Raw genomic sequence first — 18,174 nt, forward strand, 5'->3', positions numbered from 1 at the left:
GAAAGGGGCCACCGTCCTTCCTGGACGGTGGCCCCTTCGTGGGTCACGCTCAGATGAGGCCGAGCTTGCGCACGGTGTCGCGCTCCTCGACGAGCTCGGCGACCGAGGCGTCGATGCGGGCGCGGGAGAAGTCGTCGATCTCGAGGCCCTGGACGATCTTGTACTCGCCGTTCTCGGCGGTGACCGGGAACGAGGAGATGATGCCTTCGGCGACGCCGTAGGAGCCGTCGGAGACGACGCCGGCGGAGGTCCAGTCGCCGGCCGCGGTGCCGTTGACCCACGTGTACACGTGGTCGATGGCGGCGGAGGCGGCCGACGCGGCGGAGGACAGGCCGCGGGCCTCGATGATGGCGGCGCCGCGCTTGGCGACGGTCGGGATGAAGTCGCTCTCGAGCCAGGCCTGGTCGACCTCGACGCTCTTGCCGCCGACCTCGGCGTGCTGGACCGAGGGGTACTGGGTGGCGGAGTGGTTGCCCCAGATGGCGAGCTTCTTGAGCTCGGTGACCGGGACGCCGAGCTTCTTGGAGAGCTGGGCGAGCGCGCGGTTGTGGTCGAGGCGGGTCATCGCGGTGAAGCGGTCGGCCGGCACGTCGGGGGCGTGCGACTGGGCGATGAGGGCGTTGGTGTTGGCCGGGTTGCCGACCACGAGGACCTTGATGTCGGAGGCGGCGCCGGCGTTGATGGCTTCGCCCTGGGGCTTGAAGATGCCGCCGTTGGCCTCGAGGAGGTCGCCGCGCTCCATGCCCTTGCTGCGGGGGCGGGCGCCGACGAGGAGGGCGATGTTGGTGCCTTCGAAGGCCTGCTTGGGGTCGTCGAAGATGTCGATGCCGGCCAGGAGCGGGAACGCGCCGTCGTCGAGCTCCATGGCGGTGCCCTCGGCCGCCTTGACCGCCTGCGGGATCTCGAGGAGCCGCAGCTTCACCGGGACGTCCTGGCCGAGGAGCTGACCGGACGCGATGCGGAAGAGCAGCGCGTAGCCGATCTGGCCGGCGGCGCCGGTGACGGTCACGTTGACAGGGGCTTGGGTCATTGCGGTTCTCCAGCTTGAGACGACTTTGGCTAGTGCATGGAGCCTATCTCTCCTCGTGGTGGCGGGTCGGGTGCGTCCAGTCACTCTCGCTGGATCGATCAGGTACCGGTGACGTTGCCGGCGAGCCGGTGCAGGAGGTCGGCGAGCTGGGCGATCTCGGTGTCGGACAGGCCTTTCCGCATGCGTTCGTCGTGGGCGATGGCGGCGGAGGCGAGGCGGAGGAAGAGCTGTTCGCCTTCGGGGGTGAGGGTGACCAGGTGGACTCGACGGTTGTCGGGATCGCGGCGGCGGGTGACGAGGCCGGCGCTTTCCATGCCGTTGAGGTGGTGGGTGAGGGTGGCTCCTTGGATGCCGACGGCGTCGGCGAGTTCGCGCTGGTTGGCGACGGGTCGGGTTTTGAGGGAGATGAGGATCTGCCAGACGGGCTGGGAGCCGCCGGCGGCGGCGAGGGCCTGGTCGAAGGCGCGGCCGGCGGTCTTGGCGGTGCGGGCGAGGACGACGCCGATGGGGGTGGTGGTGGGTGCTGGCACGGGGGTGACCCTACCGCAGAAGCCGAGAGGTCTAAGCGTTTGACATCTAACGGTTAGACTTCTAACGTTGGTCGCATCGAACCGGAAGGGGAAGTGCGATGAGCACCGAAGAGCAGGTCCGCGAGTTCGGCCGGGTCTGGGCCGCGGCGGAAGAGCGTGGCGACACCGGAGTGCTGGCCGGCCTGGTGGCCGACGGCTTCCGCCTGGTCGGCCCGCTCGGCTTCGTCCTGGACCGCGACCAGTGGCTGGCGCGCTACGACGGCGGCGGGCTGGTCACCGAAAAGCTCGGCTGGGACGAGGTCGAGGTCCGCGACTTCGGCCCGACCGCCATCGCGATCGGCGTGCACGACCAGGTCGCGAAGCACCGGGGCAACCCGGTCGACGGCCGGTTCCGCGCCACGCACGTGCTGGTCCGCGACGACGACCGCTGGCGGCTGGCCGGCATCCACCTGAGCCCGATCGGCGGCCCGCCGCCGTTCGCACCCGGCGGGAGCGGGCGATGAGCGTCGAGCTGAACCACACGATCGTGTGCGTGACCGACCGGCAGAAGTCGGCGCAGTTCCTCGCCGGGATCCTCGGCCTGCGGACCGGGCCGGTCGACGGGCCGTTCGTGCCGGTCCGGCTGGCGAACGGCGTGACGCTGGACTACCTGCGGGTGGACCGCGTGACGAGCCAGCACTACGCGTTCCTGGTCGGCGAGGACGACTTCGACGCCGCGCTGGCGCGGATCGAGCGGGCCGGCCTCACCTACTGGGCCGACCCGTTCCACGACCGGGCCGGCGAGGTCAACGACCTGAACGGCGGCCGCGGGGTCTACTTCGAGGATCCCGACGGCCACAACCTGGAACTGCTCACGAGGGGGTAGCCATGCGGTTGAGCATCGGGGTCACGGACTTCTCGTGGCCGGACAGGGCGACCGAGGAACTGGCGGGTGTCGCCGTCGCGGCCGACGACGCCGGCCTGGACACCCTGTGGGTGGCCGACCACCTGCTGCAGGCCGACCCGCACAGCACGCCGGATTCGGCGATGCTCGAGGCGTACACGACGCTGGGGTTCCTGGCCGCGCGCACCAGCCGGATCGGGCTGGGCACGATGGTCTCGGCGGTGACGTTCCGGCCGCCCGCGCTGCTGATCAAGGCGGTCACGACGCTGGACGTCCTCTCCGGTGGGCGGGCCCGCTTCGGGATCGGCACCGGGCACCACGACGGCGAGGCGCGGGCGATGGGCCTGCCCTTCCCGCCCGTGGGGGAGCGCTTCGAGCGGATGGAGGAGACCATCCGGCTGGCGCTGCGGATGTGGGCCGGGGACGACTCGGCGTTCGAGGGCGAGCACTACCGCCTGGACCGTCCGATCGGGATTCCGCTGCCGGTGCGCCGGCCGCGGGTGCTGATCGGCGGGGCGGGTGAGCGCAAGACGCTGCGGCTGGTGGCGCGGTACGCCGACGCGTGCAACGTGTTCGACATCCCGGACGGCGGGAAGACGGTGCGGCACAAGCTGTCCGTGCTCGCGCGGCACTGCGAGGAGGCCGGGCGGCCGTACGGGGAGGTCGAGAAGACGATCAGCACGCGGCTGGCGGCCGGTGAGTCGGCGGAGTCGTTCGCGCGGCGGTGCGGCGAGTTCGCGGAGTGGGGCATCGAGCACGCGGTCGTGATCACGGCGGGGCCGTGGTCGGCGGCGGGGGTCGCGACGCTGGGCCGGGCCGCGGGCCTGCTGGCGAAGTGAAACGATCAAGCCCGGACGTCGCGGGGTGATCGCGGACGGCGGGCGGCGGTCCGGGGGCGCGAAATCGTTTTCCGGTCGAATTCCTTCGTTTTCGCGATAATGGCGGCTCGACATTATCGGTATACCGCGTGGCGGGACGGCTACTGCGTGTTGCTCCGTTCAGCGGGGTTTCGGACCATGATCGATTCGCTACCATGGTCGACGCCCCCGTACCCAATTCGAATGTATTGGGAAGGATTCCGATGCTGTCTGCGGTCGTTGCTGCCGTAATGGCGCTGTCCTCTGTGGTCACCCCGCATTCGTGGAACACTCCTCCGCCGCCCGACAAAATCGTCATCGACGTCGTGAACGCCAATGGCACGGGCTGTCCGGCCGGCACGTCCGCGGTGGCGGTGTCGCAGGACAACACGGCGTTCACCGTGACCTACAGCGCCTACACGGCGCTGGTCGGGGTCGGCGCCGGGCCGTTGGACGCCCGGAAGAACTGCCAGATCGGCCTGCGGGTGCACGTCCCGCAGGGGTTCACCTACGGAATCGCGCAGGCGGACTACCGCGGATTCGCCCACCTGGAACGCGGCGCGACCGGCCTGGAAAGAGCGAACTACTATTTCCAGGGCAATTCTCCGACGGCCTACATGCAGCACCCGCTGACCGGTCCGTTCGAGGACGACTGGCATTTCACCGATTCGACCGAGGTCGGTGCGATCGTGTTCAAGCCGTGTGGTGAGGAGCGCAATCTGAACGTCAACACGGAATTGCGGGCCGCGGCCGGGACGTCGGATCCGAAGAAGACGACGAGCTTCGTGACGATGGACTCGACCGACGGCAGCATCACGACCACGTACCACTTCGCGTGGTTGTCCTGTCCCTGATCGCGTGAACAGCTGGGGTGGCGCGGTGTCGGGGCCGCACCACCCCGGCGGTCACTTCTTCGCGGGGGCGCGGGGATCGGTGGCCTGGACGTCGAAGACGCGGCCGAGGGAGACGAGGCCCTCGTCGAGGTGGCTGAGGCTGGAGAGGACGGCCCGGGTCTCGGCCTGCTCGACGCGGTCGGACACCGGGGTGCCGTCGTCGCGCACGAGCGTGCCGGGTGTGGGGCCACCCGGCGCGTCGAGTGCTTTGCGGAGGACGTCGATGTTGTCCAGCAGGCGGCCGGTGAACCGGCGCAGGCGCTCGGCGTTCTCGCCGGCGAGCTGCCCGGGCTGGGCGCGGGCGGCGACGTGACGGGCGCGGAAGGCGATGGTCTCCAGCGTGGTGAGCACGTGCCAGCCGTAGTCACGGCGGGCGCTGCGGAGGTTGACCGGGTGGGTCAGCGGTTCGATGGTGGTGCGGACCTGCTCGACGGCGCGGTCGAGGTCGCGGGAGAGCTCGATGATGTTGACGTTCTCCTCGCCGGCGAGCAGGTCGCGGGTGTGCTCGAGGAACTCGGCCAGCTCGTCGAGCACGGCGGAGATGTCGTCGAGCATGACCGAGCGGGTGCGGACCGGGACGATGACGACGGCGGCGAGGATGCCCGCGACGGCGCCGACCGCGGTCTCGGCGACGCGGATCCAGAGCACTTCGAGGCTGAACGTGCCGAGCAGGCTGTAGAGCAGGCCGAGCATGCTGGTGATGAAGAAGGCCATCACGACCTGGGAGACGCGGGCGGTGTAGACCATCCCGAACACGCACACCAGGATCAGCGCGAGCGTGGCCGGGATGCTGCCGGCGACCAGGGAGGCGAGCAGGACACCGCCGACGATGCCGATGAGGGTGCCGCCGAGGCGGCGGACGCCCTTGACGAAGGTGGCCCCCGCGCTGGAGGCGCCGATGAACACCACGAAGACGGTGAGGACGGCCCAGTACCAGCGCTGGTGGGAGACCAGCTCGCCGCCGAGCACGGCGAGCCCGCCGCCGACGACGGCCTGGATGGCGCTGCGGGTGCGGTTGTCGTAGGCGAACGCGGGGGTCGGCTCGTCGTCGTCCTCGTCGGGGGAGTCCGGGGTGGACTCGGGCGCGGCGGCGCGCTGAGCGCGGTCGTCGGCCAGTGCCAGCTCGGCCAGCGCCTTGCGGACGCCGTCGCCGGGGGCGGCGTGTTCGTCGATGCGGCTGCCTTCGACGAGCATCCGGCTGTACTCGCCGGTCTGGCTGATCAGCGGGAGCTCGCGCGGGTCGCGTTCCATGAGGGCGCGGAAGCGGGCGAGCCGGGCGATGAGGTCGTCGCGGACGTCGGTGGCGAGCTCGTCGGAGGAGGTGCGCTGGACGGTGCTGACCAGCCACTCGAGGGCGAGCTCGACCTCGATGGCGCGGCGGCGCAGGCGGTCGGCGGCGCGGGCGTCGACGACGTCGGGGGCGGCGTCCTCGATGAGCAGGACGCATTCGTGGAGGCGGGCGAGCGCGCTGCGCAGCTGCTTGCGGGTGCGTTCGCTGCCGCCCACGGCGAGGTGGGCTCGGCGGCAGCGCTGAGCCGAGGCTCGCGACGGTGATGGACGCGGCCCCGGTGAGGAACGCCAGCACGAGGGTGCCGGCCTGGGCGCCGGGTGTCGGGTCGTTGACGGTGAACGCGGTCATCATCGCGGCGATGGCGCCGACCAGCATCACCGTGAGGGGGAGGTGCGCGGGCAGCAGCGCGGCCACGGCGAGGACGATGCCGAGGACGGCGGACCCGGCCAGCCGCAGCCGGACCAGGCCGGGGTCGGCCGCCGCCAGCCGGTCGAGGGCGGCGGTGCGGAAGTGGTTCATCGGGCGAGCAGCTCCCACTGGGCGAGGGTGGCGCGGCGGCCGCAGGTGGCGGTGATCCGCAGCCGGTAGTGCGGGTGCGCGGCCGGGGTGGCGAGCGCGAAGGGCCGGGTCTGGCGGCGCCAGCGGAACAGCTCGTCCTGGCGTTCGTCCAGGGTGGTCCACTCCGTGCCGTCGTCCGAGCCTTCCAGGACCCAGGACTTCGGGTCTCCGCCGCGGTTGCCGGAGGTGAGCGTGTACATCGTGACCTCGCGGGGCTCGCCGGTGACGGTGAACTCGATCGCCGGGGTGGCACTGCGGAAGGTGACGTCGGTGCGGGTGGTGTCGTCGAAGAGCGCGGCGACGTTCTTGGCGTCTTCGCTGGTGGCGGTGCCGGTGAGGTCGGAGACGGGGTCCGGCTGCTCGGCGGGCGGCGGCGGGGCGCCCCACGCGGTGGGTTCGGTCGTGAGGTCGAAGACCAGCTCGGCGCCGCCGGCGAGGGTGGCGTGGGCGATGGTCGTGGCGTCGTGCGGTTCGCCGTCGACGGTGAGGCCGCGGACGTAGACCGTCTCGTCGGTGTTGCCGGGCGCGCGGACGACGAGGGTCTTGCCTTCGCCCAGGTGGACGGTCGCCTTCTCGAACAACGGCGAGCCGATCGCATAACGCGGGCTCCCGACGGCCAGGGGGTAGAAGCCCAGCGCGCTGAACACCCACCACGCGGACATCTCGCCGTTGTCCTCGTCGCCGGGGTAGCCCTGGCCGAGCTCGCTGCCGAGGTAGAGCCGCCGGAGGACCTCGCGCACGACGCGCTGGGCCTTCGCGGGCGCGCCGGCGAGGTTGTAGACGTACGGGATGTGGTGCGAGGGCTGGTTGGAGTGGCCGTACTGGCCCATGCGGACGTCGCGGGCTTCGGTCATCTCGTGGATCAGGCCGCCGTACGCGCCCGGCCGGCGGCCGGTCTCCGGAGTCGCGAAGAACTCGTCGAGCTTGGCTTCGAGGCCTTCGTTGCCGCCGTGCAGCGCCGCGAGACCGGGGCCGTCGTGGGGTGCGGTGAAGGCGGTGTTCCACGCGTTGGTCTCGACGAAGTCGCCGCCCCAGGCGGCCGGGTCGTAGCCCTCGGGGGCGAACTTGCGGCTGCCGTCGCGGTTGCGGCCCTGGAAGAAGCCGATCTTCGGGTCGAAGTGGTGGACGTAGTGCTTCGCGCGCTCGCGGAAGTAGGCGGCGTAGTCGGCGTACATCCGGGCCCGGGTGCCGTCGCTTTCGCGGGCGAGGGCGTCCGAGAGGTTGACGAGGCCGAAGTCGTTGATGCAGCCTTCGAGCGCCCAGGACAGTCCTTCGTGGACCGACGTCGGGGTGTAGCCCAGGAAGATCGACCGGTCGAGGCCCTTGCGGCCGACCGCGCGGTGCGGCGGGGTGACGGTGGCGTTCTTGAGGGCCGCGTCGTAGGCGGCCTCGACGTCGAAGTTGCGGACGCCCTTGAGGTAGGCGTCGGCGAAGGCGACGTCGGAGCTGGTGCCGGTCATCAGGTCCGCGTAGCCGGGCGAGGACCAGCGGGAGATCCAGCCGCCTTCGCGGTACTGCTGGACGAACCCGTCGACCATCCGGCCGCAGTGCTCCGGGGTGAGCAGCGCGTACGCGGGCCAGGTGGTGCGGTAGGTGTCCCAGAAGCCGTTGTTGACGTACATCTCCCCGTCGACGACCTTCGCGCCGGTGCGCCGGCGGGTGCCCGGCCACCACCGCCGCACCACCGGGCTCGCGTGCCGGATGCCCTTCGGGGTGTTCTCGTGCGCGACGTTCGGGTACAGGAACAGCCGGTAGAGGTTGGAGTACAGCGTGGTCCGCTGGTCCTCGGTGGCGCCTTCGACCTCGACGCGGCCGAGCCGCTCCTGCCAGAGGGCGCGGGCCTGGTCGCGGACCTGCTCGAACGTCGTCCCGGCGGGGATCTCCAGCTCGAGGTTGTGCTTGGCCTGCGCGAGGCTGATCAGCGACGTCGCGATCCGCAGCGTCGCGTCGGGACCGTCGAACTCGAAGTAGCCCGACACCCGCCGCCACGGCGGGAAGCGGACCTTGGCACCGCGCGTGGCGGGCGCGTCCGTCACCCCGTAGAAGAACATCCGGCGCGCGCCGGCGGACAGGCGGCTGCGGACCGTCGTGTACCCCGAGATCACGCCGGTGTCGGCGTTGAGCCGGAGGCGGCCGCGGTTGGCGACGTTGTCGAACAGCAGCCAGCCGTGCTTGTCGGGGAAGGTGAACCGCAGGATCGCCGCGTGGGACGTCGGCGCGACGTCGGCGGTCATGCCGTTGGCGAACCGGACGCCGTAGTGGTGCGGCGAGTCGGTCTCGTCGTCGTGGGAGAAGGCCACCGCGCGCTTGCGGCGGTTCGGCTCGACCGGGCCGGTGCCGGGCATGACGTGGAAGGTGTGCCGGTCGCCCATCCACGGGCTCGGCTGGTGGCTCAGGGCCAGCGCCTGCAGCGCCGGGCGGTTCTCCGCGTCGTTGTGGCGGTGGTAGGAGTAGATCCAGTTGGTGACGCCGGCGTCGGTGACCGGGGTCCAGAAGTTGAACCCGTGCGGCACCGCGGTCGCGGGGAAGTTGTTGCCGCGGGAGTAGTCGCCGCTGGAGTGCGAGCCGCGGGTCGTGCGGACGAAGTCGACCGGGTCCCGGGGCGGCTGGGGCCGTTCGGCGAGGCGGACGTCGTCGATCCAGCCGGTGATCTCGCCCTCGGGGGACGCGGTGCGCAGCACGATCCGGCTGATCCGGCGTCCGGTGAACGCCCCGAGCGGGCGGCGGACGAGGTTCCACTGGTCCACCCACAGCGTCTTGTCGTCCACCGGCTCGAACCCGGCGCTGGTGCCGTCGGCGAACTCGACGTCGAGGCTGACCCGGGTGGCGTGGTAGGCCGGGATCTCGCCGTCGGACTGGGGGAAGACCACATAGGACAGCTCGAGGTCCCCGGTGACCGGGACGTCCGGTTCGAACAGGACGCTGCGCGGGCGGGCGGTGTAGCGCAGGGCCTTGGCCCCGGTGAAGCCGACGCCGGTCTTGGCCGTGGGGGAGCGGTCCGGGCCGCTGTCGACCGTCAAGGCGGGGTCCACCGGCTGCGGATCACCGGTTTCGAACGACGAGCAGAACACGGCCTCGGGCATGCGCACACCGTATCGGCCGAACGGCGTAGCGTGTGGCCGACGCGGGGGGAGGCCGGCATGGGGACGCACATCGTCCGGCACGAAGGTGCCGAGCTGCACTACGAGCTGCTGGGCGACGGCCCGCTCCTGCTGCTGATCGCCGGCCGCGGCGGCTACCGCGCCCGCTACACCGGACTCGCGCGGCGGCTCGCCGGCACCTACGCGGTCCTCACCTACGACCGGCGCGGACCCGGCACCGACTTCGACATGGGCCAGCAGGCCCGCGACGCGGCCGCCGTCATCCGCGCCGCCCGCCCGGCGCGACCGAGGGCGGCGGTGTTCGGCCAGGGCGCGGGCGGCTCGGTCGCGTTCGAGCTGGCCGCGCAGGTCCCCGACGCGGTGACCGAGCTGGTGGTCCACGAAGCCCCGGCGATCACCCTGCTCCCGGACGCCCCCAGGTGGCTGGCGATCGCCCGCAAGGTCCGCACCACCCACGAGCGCGAAGGCCTCGACGCGGCCCTGGCCATGGCCGGCATCAGCACGGCCGACTTCCCGGACCCGGCGGCCGCGGAGCTCTTCCTGGCCCGCGAGTTCCCGGCGGTGGTCCTGCACACCCCGGACCTGGACGCGGTCCGCCGCACGGGCATCCCGGTGGTCACGGCGGCGGGCGAGACCAGCCGTGATTCGTGCCTGGAGCAGTCGGCCCGGATCCAGGCGGAGCACCTGGCGTGCGGGTACGCGCGGTTCCCGGGCGGTCACCACGGCTTCGAGTCCGACGTGGACGCCTTTGCCCCGGCCCTGTGCACGACGCTGGCCAGGCTCCGCCGCCTCTGACCGGAGGAGTGGCAGCCCGGGTACGCGAGCCGACCCTCCCGCCGGCCGCGGGGTCAGCCCTGGCGGCCGCCGAACTGCCAGCGGTGCACCTCGACCCCGGCGTAGCGTCCCGGCGCCAGGACACCCCGCGCGGCATCCGCGTCCGGTGCCCGCAGCAGCACCGCCGTGCCCAGCCACGCCGCGCCGTCGTCCGAGAGCAGCTGCCCGTACGCGATCAGCTCCTCCCGCGAGCCCGTCACCTCGGCAGGTTCACCGGAGCCGAACCCGAGGACCAGGTACCGGTCCCCGCCGGACCGTCCACCGGGGAAGTCCCCCATCGTGCGGCCCAGCGCGTCCTGCCACCGGCGCAGCAGCACGTCGCGGTAGGCCCCGGCCTGGTACCCGGGCTCGTCGAACGCGAACGCGCGGGCCGCCGCCGGGTCCGGTACGTCCACGATGTGCACGCTGCCCGTGGGCGTGTCGCCGTCGAAGGTCGGGCCGCGGGCGGTCAGCGTGAAGCGGTCCATGTAGGACCAGTGCTCTTCCACCAGCTCCTCGCGCAGCGCGGCCGAGCCCGGCCGGTCCCGGTGGTAGCAGAAGAACTCCATCGCGCACCCCTCCCCACGCGGTGAGGGCCTCCCCGCCACCGGCGGGAAGGCCCTCACACACTCCGGCTACGGGACTAGATCTTCGCGCACTGCCCCGCGGACGGGCCGCGGACGGTGTTCGGAAGGTCGTAGTCCGTCGGGACCGGCGAGTTCGCCGCGCACGCCAGCGGGCCGCCGATCGTGCTCGACGTCAGCACCGGACCGTGGTTGCCGGTCAGCGCGACCGGGCCGCCCACCTGGGTCAGCTCGATCGACACTGTGCCGGTCGCCCCGGTGATCGCCACCGGGCCGCCCACCTTCGTGCGGTTCAGCACGACCTGGCCGGCACCCGTCGCCGCGAGCGGGCCTTTGATCTCGCCGCCCCGCACCACCAGCGACGCGCCGGGTGCGACGGTCACCGGGCCCGACACGGTCGCGTCCTGCAGGCACACCGTGCCGGACGAGACCGTGAGCGGGCCGTTGGACGCACCCGTGATCGTCTTCGTGCAGGACGCGTCCGGCTTGCCCAGCAGCTCGAACTCGGCCAGCTGCGCCGGGGCGCCGGTGCTGGTCGCGGTGACTTCGAGCTTGTAGTAGGCGAAGTGCGCCGGGTTGGCGACCTTGAACGCGCGGGTCTGCTGCCGCCAGCTGAACGCCTGGTTCGTCTGCTGGTCGGCCACCGCCCAGGTTTTGCCGTCGTAGGAGCCCTTCAGCGTCCAGCTCTTCGGGTCGCCCGCACCGGTCTGGGACGTCAGCGTGTAGTGCGTGACGGCTTCGTCGGTGTTGTTCAGCTGGTACTGCAGGGCGCCGGTGACGGCGGCCTGGGTGCGCGAGGTGTTGTCGAGCAGCGCCGTCGCGTCGGAACCGTCCGAAGTGGACAGCGTGCCCTTGCCGGCGCCGGTCTCGTCGTGCAGCGGTGTCGCCACCGCGTCACCCGTGGTGATCGACTTCGGCGCGTCGTTCGGGCCGGTACCCCACTTGGAGGGGTTCGGGCCCATGTCGAAGTCGATCGTCCCACCCTTCGCGATGACGTCCTGCGGCAGCGACGTCGACGAGTACGCCTTGCCGTTGACCTTCACGCCCTGGATGTAGACGTTCTTCGCGTTGTTCTTCGGCGCGTTGATCACCAGGTTCTTGCCGCCGGCCAGGTGGATGGTGGCCTTCTTGAACAGCGGCGACCCGATCGCGTAGTTCGGGCTGCCCATCTGCAACGGGTAGAAGCCCAGCGCGCTGAAGATGTACCACGCGGACATCTCGCCGTTGTCCTCGTCGCCGGCGTAGCCCTGGCCGATCTCGCTGCCGTTGTAGAGCCGCGACAGCGCTTCACGGACCTTCGCCTGGGTCTTCGAGGGCTGACCCGCGTAGTCGTACATGTAGAGCAGGTGGTGCGCCGGCTGGTTGGAGTGGCCGTACTGGCCCATCCGCACGTCCCGCGCCTCCCGCATCTCGTGGATCACGCCGCCGTAGGAACCGGGGTAGTTGGCGGTCTCCTGGTCGGCGAAGAACTGGTCCAGCTTGGTCGCCAGGCCGGCCTTGCCGCCGTAGAGGTTCGCCAGGCCCTGACCGTCCTGCGGCACGGTGAACGCCATGCCCCAGCCGTCGGTCTCGGTGTAGTCGCCGCCCCACGAGCGCGGGTCGTACTGGTCCTTGGTCTTGGTGAACTTCCCGCTCGCGTCCTTGCCCTGGAAGAACCCGGTGCTCGGGTCGAACAGGTTCACGTACTGCTGGGCGCGGCTGGTGAAGTACTCGTAGTTCTCCTGGTACTCGGCCTTGCGGGGGTCGTTCGGCGCGGCTTCGTCGGCCAGCTTCTTCGACAGGTTCGCGATGCCGAAGTCGTTGACGTAGCCCTCGATCGCCCACGAGAAGCCCTCGCTGGCGGTGTTGGGCGTGTAGCCGAGGAAGATGCCCTGGTCCAGGCCCTTGCGGCCGACCGCCGAGTTCGGCGGGGTGACCGTGGCGTTCTTCACCGCCGCGTCGTAGGCCGACTTGACGTCGAAGTTCTTGACGCCCTTGAGGTAGGCGTCGGCGAACGCGACGTCGGAGCTCGTGCCGGTCATCAGGTCCGCGTAGCCGGGGGAGGACCAGCGCGCGATCCAGCCGCCGTCGCGGTACTGCTGCACGAACCCGTCGACCATCTTCCCGGCCATGTCCGGCGTGAGCAGCGCGTACGCCGGCCAGGTCGTGCGGTAGGTGTCCCAGAAGCCGTTGTTGACGTACATCTGGCCGTCGACCACCTTCGACCCGGTCTGGGTCGCGGTGTCCGTGCCGGTCTTCGGCGACACGGGGCTCGCGTACTTGTACGCGGGCTTGTCGGCGGTGCCGGTGTTCTCCGCCTGGGTGTTCGGGTAGAGGAACAGCCGGTAGAGGTTCGAGTAGAGCGTCGTGAGCTGGTCCTTCGACGCGCCCTCGACCTCGATCACCTTCAGCTGGTCGTCCCACGCCTTCTGCGCGGCGTCGCGCACGGTGTCGAACGTCGCAGCCGGCGCGATCTCCATCGCCAGGTTCTTCTTCGCCTGGTCGACGCTGATCAGCGACGTCGCGATCCGCATGTTCACGGTCTTGTCCGCGCCGGCGTCAAAGCGCAGGTAGCCGGTGACGTTGTCGCGGCCCTGCCCGGTGAGCTTGCCGCCGGCGGTGACGGGCTTGTCGAACGTCGCGTAGACGAACATCCGGCCCGCACCGGCGTACACGTTGGTCTCGGTGTAGCCCGAGAGCGTGCCGGTGGCGTTGTCGAGCGTGAGCCCGGCGGAGTTGTTGACGCTGTCGAAGATCAGGCTCGAGTCCGCGCCGGGGAAGGAGAACTTGAACATCGCCGCGTGGTCGGTCGGCGCGATCTCCGTCTTGATCCCGTTCTGGAACTGCACCCCGTAGTAGTGCGCCCGCGCGGTCTCGTCGCTGTGCTTGAACGGCAGCGCCCGCGCGTCGCGGTTGGCGTCGGGCACCCCGGCGGCCGCGGACGGCATCACCTGGAACGCCTGCCGGTCACCCATCCACGGGCTGGGCTCGTGGCTCACGCTGAACGCCTGCAGCTGCGGGAGGTTCTGCGCGTTGTTCTGGGTGCTGTAGTTGTAGAGCCAGCTGCCCGAGCCGGCGTCGGTGACCGGGGTCCAGAAGTTGAACCCGTGCGGCACCGCGGTGGCCGGGAAGTTGTTGCCCCGGGAGAAGGTGCTGTTGGCCATCGTGCCCCGGGTGGTGACCACGTTGTCACTCGGGCGGGTGCTCGACGGCGGCGTCGGGGTCGCCGACACCTTCACGTCGTCGAGCCAGCCCTGCAGCGAGCCCGGCCCGTTCGGGTTGTCGTAGCCGACCAGGATCCGGTCGATCGTCTTGCCCTTGGCGACCTGCCCGATCGCCGAGCGCACCAGGTTCCACTGGTTGGCGTAGAGCACCTTGGAGGCGCCCTGGCCCTCCGGGGTCAGCGGGAAGCCGTACTGGTCGGTCGCCCCGAGGTTGCGCAGGTAGGTGCCGTCGGTGAAGGCGAGGTCGATCGCGACGTTGGTGCTCGGGTACTTGAGGTCGCCGGTGATGAACTGCGGCTGCACCTTGTACGAGAGCTCGGTCGAGTCCACGACCGGCACGTCGACGTCGAAGATCTTGTTGTACGACCAGCCGTGGCCGGTCGCGGTCTGGCTGCCGGAGTAGCGGAACGCCTTCATGCCGGTGAAGCCGACGCGGTTCTTGTTCGTGTACCCGCTGGTCGGCCCGGAGTCGGTGAAGCTGCGCATGTTCGGCAGCGGCGGCGGCGCCGGGTCGTCGTTGGCCAGCAGCAGTTCCGACATCTGCAGGATCGGGCCGCCGTTGTTGGCCGTCACGTCCAGCCGGTAGTACTTGTACGCCGCGCTCGGCGCGGCCAGCTTGTAGTCCTTCTGCTGGAACCGCGCGCTGAACGTCTGGCCGGACTGCTTGTCCAGGTCCGTCCACGCGCTCGCGTCGTTCGACCCCTGCAGCGTCCAGTCCTTGGGGTCGCGCTCGTCGAAGTCGTTGGCCGAGGAGATCGCGTAGTGCGTGACCGAGGTGGCCTCGGACAGGTTGATCTGCGCCCACGCGGTCGGGTCCCAGGACAGCCACTTGGTGTCGGTGGTGCCGTCGACGAGGTTCGCGACGACCTCGCCGCCGTCGGTGTTCTCGCTGCTGGCGCTGGTCTCGGTGACCTTGCCGCGGATGTCGCCGGGGATCGCGGTGCCGTTCGCGCCGTTGACGCCGTACGCGCGCGGCTTGCCCGCCGCGTCGGTGTCGACGGTGTCGGTCCACGTCGGCTGGGGGTCACCCGGCTCGAACGACGAGGAGAAATCGGCGGGGAGGGCGTCCTCGGCGGCGCTCGCGGCCGCGGGGAGGGCGACCAGGCCGGCGGCGACCACGGTGGCGGCCAGCATCATGGCGACCGGTGGTCTGGCGCTTCGGGGCATCATTGCTCCAAGCTCTGGAGGGATGAACAAGGGCACCGCGCGGGCGGGGACCCAGCGGCGCCCAGGAAGACAAACGCGCGGGTGACATCGATGTCAAGACCGGTCGGCAAACCTGGCCAGAACTGGACAACCGAGGGAACGGGAACCCGATGAGACCAGTCCGGATCTTCACCGCACTAGCGACACTCCTGCTCGCCACCACCGGATTCGCACCACCGGCCGCCACCGCCGCCGAGGACGCCGCCGTCCGGCCGATCGCCGCCTGCGGCGACCTGGTCCACGGGTTCGCCCTCCCGGGCGCCGCCACGCACGTCACCTCGGCCGCCGTCGTCGCCGCGACCGGCACCGACCCCGAGTACTGCGGCGTGCAGGGGTACGTCGAGCCCGCCGTCCGCTTCGAGCTGCGGCTGCCCACCAAGACCTACGCCGGGCGCTACCTGCAGTACGGCTGCGGCGGCTTCTGCGGCATCGTCAACCCGCCCCCCTTCGCCGACTGCGACCTGCCCCACGGCGGCGACGTCGCGGTCGCCGCCACCGACGACGGCCATGTCGGCACGACCCCCGCCGTCGTCGACGACGGCAGCTGGGGTGCCCACAACCAGGCCGCGCGCGACGACTTCGAGTTCCGCGCACCCCACGTCGTCTCCCGGGCGTCGAAGGCGATCATCCGGGCGTTCTACGGCTCGCCGCCGAAGAAGTCCTACTTCACCGGCTGCTCCGACGGCGGCCGCGAAGCACTCCAGCTGGCCCAGCGGTACCCGGCCGACTTCGACGGCATCGTCGCCGGCGCCCCCGCGGGCGACTGGCAGGCGCTGCTCGGCGTCTACCAGACGTGGCTCGCCCGGGTGAACAGCGCCGCCGACGGCAGCCCGATCCTCACCGCCGCGAAGCTGCCCGCCCTGCACAACGCCGTCCTCGCCGCCTGCGACCGCCTCGACGGGCTCACCGACGGCCAGCTCGACGACCCCCGCGCGTGCCACTTCGACCCGGCGAAGCTGACCTGCACCGGTGCCGACACGCCGTCGTGCCTCACCCCGGCCCAGGTCGCGGCGACCCGCAAGATCTACTCACCGCCGGTCGACGCCCACGGCACGCTGCTCTACCCCGGCGGCCAGCAGCCCGGCTCCGAGCTGTCCTGGGCCGGCTGGATCATCGCGACCCCCGAGACCGGCGGCTTCGCCTTCGCCCGCAGCCTCGCCGACAACTACCTGCGCTACCTCGCCTACCCGATCGGCGCGCCGGCCTCGACCGTCGACACCTTCGCCTTCACCAAGGCCGAGTTCGACCGGCTCACCCCGGTCGGCGTCCGCTACAACGCCATGAACCCCGACCTCTCGGCGTTCCAGCGGCGCGGCGGCAAGCTCGTGCTCTGGCACGGCTGGGCCGACGAAGCCATCCCGCCGACCGGCACGCTCGACTACTACCAGCGGCTCACGCGCGGCCGGTCCCAGGACTTCGCCCGGCTGTTCATGGTCCCGTCGCTCTACCACTGCGGCGGCGGCACCACGATCACCGAGTTCGACCCGCTTCGCGAGCTGGTCGCCTGGGTCGAGCGCGGCACCACGCCCACCAAGGTGACCGCGACCGGCCGTGACGCCGCCGGCGCCGTCACCCGCACGCGGCCGGTGTTCGCCTACCCGCAGCGCGCGGTCTACGACGGCACCGGCAGCGTCGACGACGCGGCCAACTTCCGCCCGGCGCCCCCGACTTCACCCGTCCGGGATGTCGTCGACTGGGCCGGCAACGAGCTGTACGCGCTTCCGGGGCCGGTGGCGCGGTAAACCGGTCACGCGGGCCCGGTGCCGTCGCTAAGGTCACGATCATGACGACACCGGAGCCCGCCGACCGCGTCCTGTCCCGCGCCTCGCTCGCCGAAGGCGACCCCACCCGGTGGTTCGACCAGCTCTACACCGCCGCCGCCCGCGGCGAAGCCGAGGTCCCGTGGACCCGCGGCAAGCCGAACGCGGCACTGGCCGAGTGGATGCGCCCGGGTGACGGCCGCCGCGCGCTGGTCGTCGGCAGCGCACTGGGCGACGACGCCGAGCTGGTGTCGGCGGCCGGGTGGGCGGTGACGGCGTTCGACGTCGCCCCGGCCGCGGTCGAAGCCGCCCGCGCCCGCTTCCCGGAGTCCACAGTGGACTACGTGGTGGCGGACCTGCTGAACCCGCCGGGGGAGTGGCACCGGGCGTTCGACCTGGTGGTGGAGATCATCAACATCCAGGCGATGCCCCGCGACTTCCGCGCGGCCGCGATCACGGCGCTGGCCGGGTTCCTCGCGCCGGGCGGCACGGCGATCGTGTCGGAGGTCGCGGAGGAGAACGTGGCCGCCGAGCCGGGCCCGCCCTGGCCGTTCAGCCGGGCGGAGATCGAGTCGGTCGCCCAGGGCGGCGTGCGGCTGGTGAGCCTGGAGACCATCCACGACGGTCTCCGCTACTGGGCGACGTTCACCCGCTGATCTGCGCGGTACCTGCCGGGCGTGGTGCCCAGGACGGCGCGGAACGCCGCGATGAACTGACTCGGGTTCGACCAGCCGCAGGCGTGCGCGACGTGGCTGGTGTCGTGGCCTTCGGCGAGCAGCACCAGCGCGTGGCAGAGGCGCAGCTGGGTGCGCCACTCGTAGAAGGTCATGCCCAGCTCGTCGTGGAAAAGCCGGCTCAGCGTCCGCGCCCCGGCGCCGATCGCCTTGCCGAGCCCGGCCAGCGGCGTGGTGTCGCCCGGGTTCTCGTAGAGCACCCGGGCCAGTGCCCGCAGCCGGTCATCTCGGGGTTCGGGCAGGTGCAGCGGCTGCTCGCGGGCGTCGCTGAGCTGGTCGACGAGGACCCGGCGGAGCCGGGCGCTCGCGGCCTTCTCGGGTTCGGCGGGGCCGGTCAGCGCGAGCAGGATCTCGCGGGCCAGGTCCGAGGCGGTGAACACCGCGGGGTGGTCCGGCACGAGCCGGGCCAGTGACGCGGGCAGGAAGACGATCCGCATGTCGGTGTCGCCGTGCGCGCGGTGCCGGTGGGCGAACCCGGCCGGCGTCCAGGCGACCCGGTTCGCCGGCACGATCGACGTACCCCGTTCGGTGTGCACGGACAGCACACCCCGGGCGGCGTACACGAGGTGTCCGCGGGTGTGCGAGTCCGTCGGGCTCACGCCGCCCGACGGCCACCGGTGAGCGCCGCCGGCCGGCCACAGCCGCGACGTCGGCTCGGGTTGGCGGTCGATGGGCATAGCGTGGCAGTTTACCGGTGGTCGGCCGCCCGCCGCCGCGTCGACAGTGGACGC

The 18,174-nt window shown here is 71.4% G+C and carries 13 protein-coding genes and 1 pseudogene; 7 read left to right on the forward strand and 7 right to left on the reverse strand.

Annotated elements, in window-relative coordinates:
- Positions 1-49 precede the first annotated feature (49 nt).
- Together ACZ7OU_RS31675 and ACZ7OU_RS31680 are read right to left on the reverse strand one after the other, a co-directional pair.
- Entirely contained in the window at positions 50-1,030 is a 981-nt protein-coding gene (locus ACZ7OU_RS31675) for a malate dehydrogenase (RefSeq protein ID WP_470258018.1), read from the reverse strand.
- A gap of 98 nt (positions 1,031-1,128) precedes the next feature.
- Positions 1,129-1,560, reverse strand: a complete 432-nt coding sequence (locus tag ACZ7OU_RS31680; RefSeq protein ID WP_470244104.1) for a MarR family winged helix-turn-helix transcriptional regulator — start codon at positions 1,558-1,560, stop codon at positions 1,129-1,131.
- A gap of 98 nt (positions 1,561-1,658) precedes the next feature.
- Here ACZ7OU_RS31680 and ACZ7OU_RS31685 point away from each other — a divergent pair, with 98 nt between their 5' ends.
- From ACZ7OU_RS31685 to ACZ7OU_RS31700, 4 genes are all read left to right on the forward strand, one after another.
- Positions 1,659-2,063, forward strand: coding sequence for a nuclear transport factor 2 family protein (locus tag ACZ7OU_RS31685; RefSeq protein ID WP_470258019.1), 405 nt, complete (start codon positions 1,659-1,661; stop codon positions 2,061-2,063).
- Positions 2,060-2,425: a VOC family protein gene (locus ACZ7OU_RS31690; protein WP_470258020.1), complete on the forward strand. Its 366-nt coding sequence runs from the start codon at positions 2,060-2,062 to the stop codon at positions 2,423-2,425. Before ACZ7OU_RS31685 ends, ACZ7OU_RS31690 begins: the two co-directional genes overlap by 4 nt.
- A gap of 2 nt (positions 2,426-2,427) precedes the next feature.
- A complete protein-coding gene (locus tag ACZ7OU_RS31695; RefSeq protein WP_470258021.1) occupies positions 2,428-3,282 on the forward strand; it encodes a TIGR03560 family F420-dependent LLM class oxidoreductase in 855 nt (284 codons plus the stop codon).
- A 242-nt stretch (positions 3,283-3,524) separates the two neighbouring features.
- Positions 3,525-4,154, forward strand: coding sequence for a DUF4360 domain-containing protein (locus ACZ7OU_RS31700; RefSeq protein WP_470244108.1), 630 nt, complete (start codon positions 3,525-3,527; stop codon positions 4,152-4,154).
- A gap of 51 nt (positions 4,155-4,205) precedes the next feature.
- On the opposite strand, the pseudogene ACZ7OU_RS31705 reads toward ACZ7OU_RS31700, so the two are convergent.
- Together ACZ7OU_RS31705 and ACZ7OU_RS31710 are read right to left on the reverse strand one after the other, a co-directional pair.
- A pseudogene (locus tag ACZ7OU_RS31705) lies at positions 4,206-6,003 on the reverse strand (FUSC family protein).
- Positions 6,000-9,125, reverse strand: a complete 3,126-nt coding sequence (locus ACZ7OU_RS31710; protein WP_470258022.1) for a GH92 family glycosyl hydrolase — start codon at positions 9,123-9,125, stop codon at positions 6,000-6,002. The pseudogene ACZ7OU_RS31705 and the gene ACZ7OU_RS31710 overlap by 4 nt, the downstream one beginning before the upstream one ends.
- A gap of 57 nt (positions 9,126-9,182) precedes the next feature.
- On the opposite strand from ACZ7OU_RS31710, the gene ACZ7OU_RS31715 reads away from it, so the two are divergent.
- Positions 9,183-9,938 carry an alpha/beta fold hydrolase gene (locus ACZ7OU_RS31715; RefSeq protein ID WP_470258024.1) on the forward strand — a complete coding sequence of 252 codons (756 nt, stop codon included), beginning with the start codon at positions 9,183-9,185 and terminating at the stop codon, positions 9,936-9,938.
- A 53-nt stretch (positions 9,939-9,991) separates the two neighbouring features.
- Here the strand turns inward: ACZ7OU_RS31715 and ACZ7OU_RS31720 are convergent, their stop codons facing one another.
- Together ACZ7OU_RS31720 and ACZ7OU_RS31725 are read right to left on the reverse strand one after the other, a co-directional pair.
- On the reverse strand, positions 9,992-10,525 hold the full coding sequence (locus ACZ7OU_RS31720) for a YciI family protein (RefSeq protein ID WP_470258025.1): 534 nt from the start codon (positions 10,523-10,525) through the stop codon (positions 9,992-9,994).
- A 74-nt stretch (positions 10,526-10,599) separates the two neighbouring features.
- On the reverse strand, positions 10,600-14,910 hold the full coding sequence (locus ACZ7OU_RS31725) for a GH92 family glycosyl hydrolase (protein WP_470259015.1): 4,311 nt from the start codon (positions 14,908-14,910) through the stop codon (positions 10,600-10,602).
- A 149-nt stretch (positions 14,911-15,059) separates the two neighbouring features.
- On the opposite strand from ACZ7OU_RS31725, the gene ACZ7OU_RS31730 reads away from it, so the two are divergent.
- On the forward strand, positions 15,060-16,691 hold the full coding sequence (locus ACZ7OU_RS31730; RefSeq protein WP_470258026.1) for a tannase/feruloyl esterase family alpha/beta hydrolase: 1,632 nt from the start codon (positions 15,060-15,062) through the stop codon (positions 16,689-16,691).
- 41 nt (positions 16,692-16,732) lie between these two features.
- Positions 16,733-17,365, forward strand: a complete 633-nt coding sequence (locus tag ACZ7OU_RS31735) for a class I SAM-dependent methyltransferase (RefSeq protein ID WP_470258027.1) — start codon at positions 16,733-16,735, stop codon at positions 17,363-17,365.
- Here the strand turns inward: ACZ7OU_RS31735 and ACZ7OU_RS31740 are convergent.
- Positions 17,341-18,120, reverse strand: coding sequence for an AraC family transcriptional regulator (locus ACZ7OU_RS31740; protein WP_470258028.1), 780 nt, complete (start codon positions 18,118-18,120; stop codon positions 17,341-17,343). The two genes, ACZ7OU_RS31735 and ACZ7OU_RS31740, sit on opposite strands and share 25 nt — an antisense overlap.
- Between the last annotated feature and the right edge of the window lie 54 nt (positions 18,121-18,174).

The organism is Amycolatopsis sp. NPDC114505, assembly GCF_055633615.1.

Coding starts and splice junctions, on each gene's coding strand:
- ACZ7OU_RS31675 (WP_470258018.1), bottom strand. CDS start 1,030: ATGACCCAAGCCCCTGTCAACGTGACCGTCACCGGCGCCGCCGGCCAG.
- ACZ7OU_RS31685 (WP_470258019.1), top strand. CDS start 1,659: ATGAGCACCGAAGAGCAGGTCCGCGAGTTCGGCCGGGTCTGGGCCGCG.
- ACZ7OU_RS31690 (WP_470258020.1), top strand. CDS start 2,060: ATGAGCGTCGAGCTGAACCACACGATCGTGTGCGTGACCGACCGGCAG.
- ACZ7OU_RS31695 (WP_470258021.1), top strand. CDS start 2,428: ATGCGGTTGAGCATCGGGGTCACGGACTTCTCGTGGCCGGACAGGGCG.
- ACZ7OU_RS31700 (WP_470244108.1), top strand. CDS start 3,525: ATGCTGTCTGCGGTCGTTGCTGCCGTAATGGCGCTGTCCTCTGTGGTC.
- ACZ7OU_RS31710 (WP_470258022.1), bottom strand. CDS start 9,125: ATGCCCGAGGCCGTGTTCTGCTCGTCGTTCGAAACCGGTGATCCGCAG.
- ACZ7OU_RS31715 (WP_470258024.1), top strand. CDS start 9,183: ATGGGGACGCACATCGTCCGGCACGAAGGTGCCGAGCTGCACTACGAG.
- ACZ7OU_RS31720 (WP_470258025.1), bottom strand. CDS start 10,525: ATGGAGTTCTTCTGCTACCACCGGGACCGGCCGGGCTCGGCCGCGCTG.
- ACZ7OU_RS31725 (WP_470259015.1), bottom strand. CDS start 14,910: ATGCCCCGAAGCGCCAGACCACCGGTCGCCATGATGCTGGCCGCCACC.
- ACZ7OU_RS31730 (WP_470258026.1), top strand. CDS start 15,060: ATGAGACCAGTCCGGATCTTCACCGCACTAGCGACACTCCTGCTCGCC.
- ACZ7OU_RS31735 (WP_470258027.1), top strand. CDS start 16,733: ATGACGACACCGGAGCCCGCCGACCGCGTCCTGTCCCGCGCCTCGCTC.
- ACZ7OU_RS31740 (WP_470258028.1), bottom strand. CDS start 18,120: ATGCCCATCGACCGCCAACCCGAGCCGACGTCGCGGCTGTGGCCGGCC.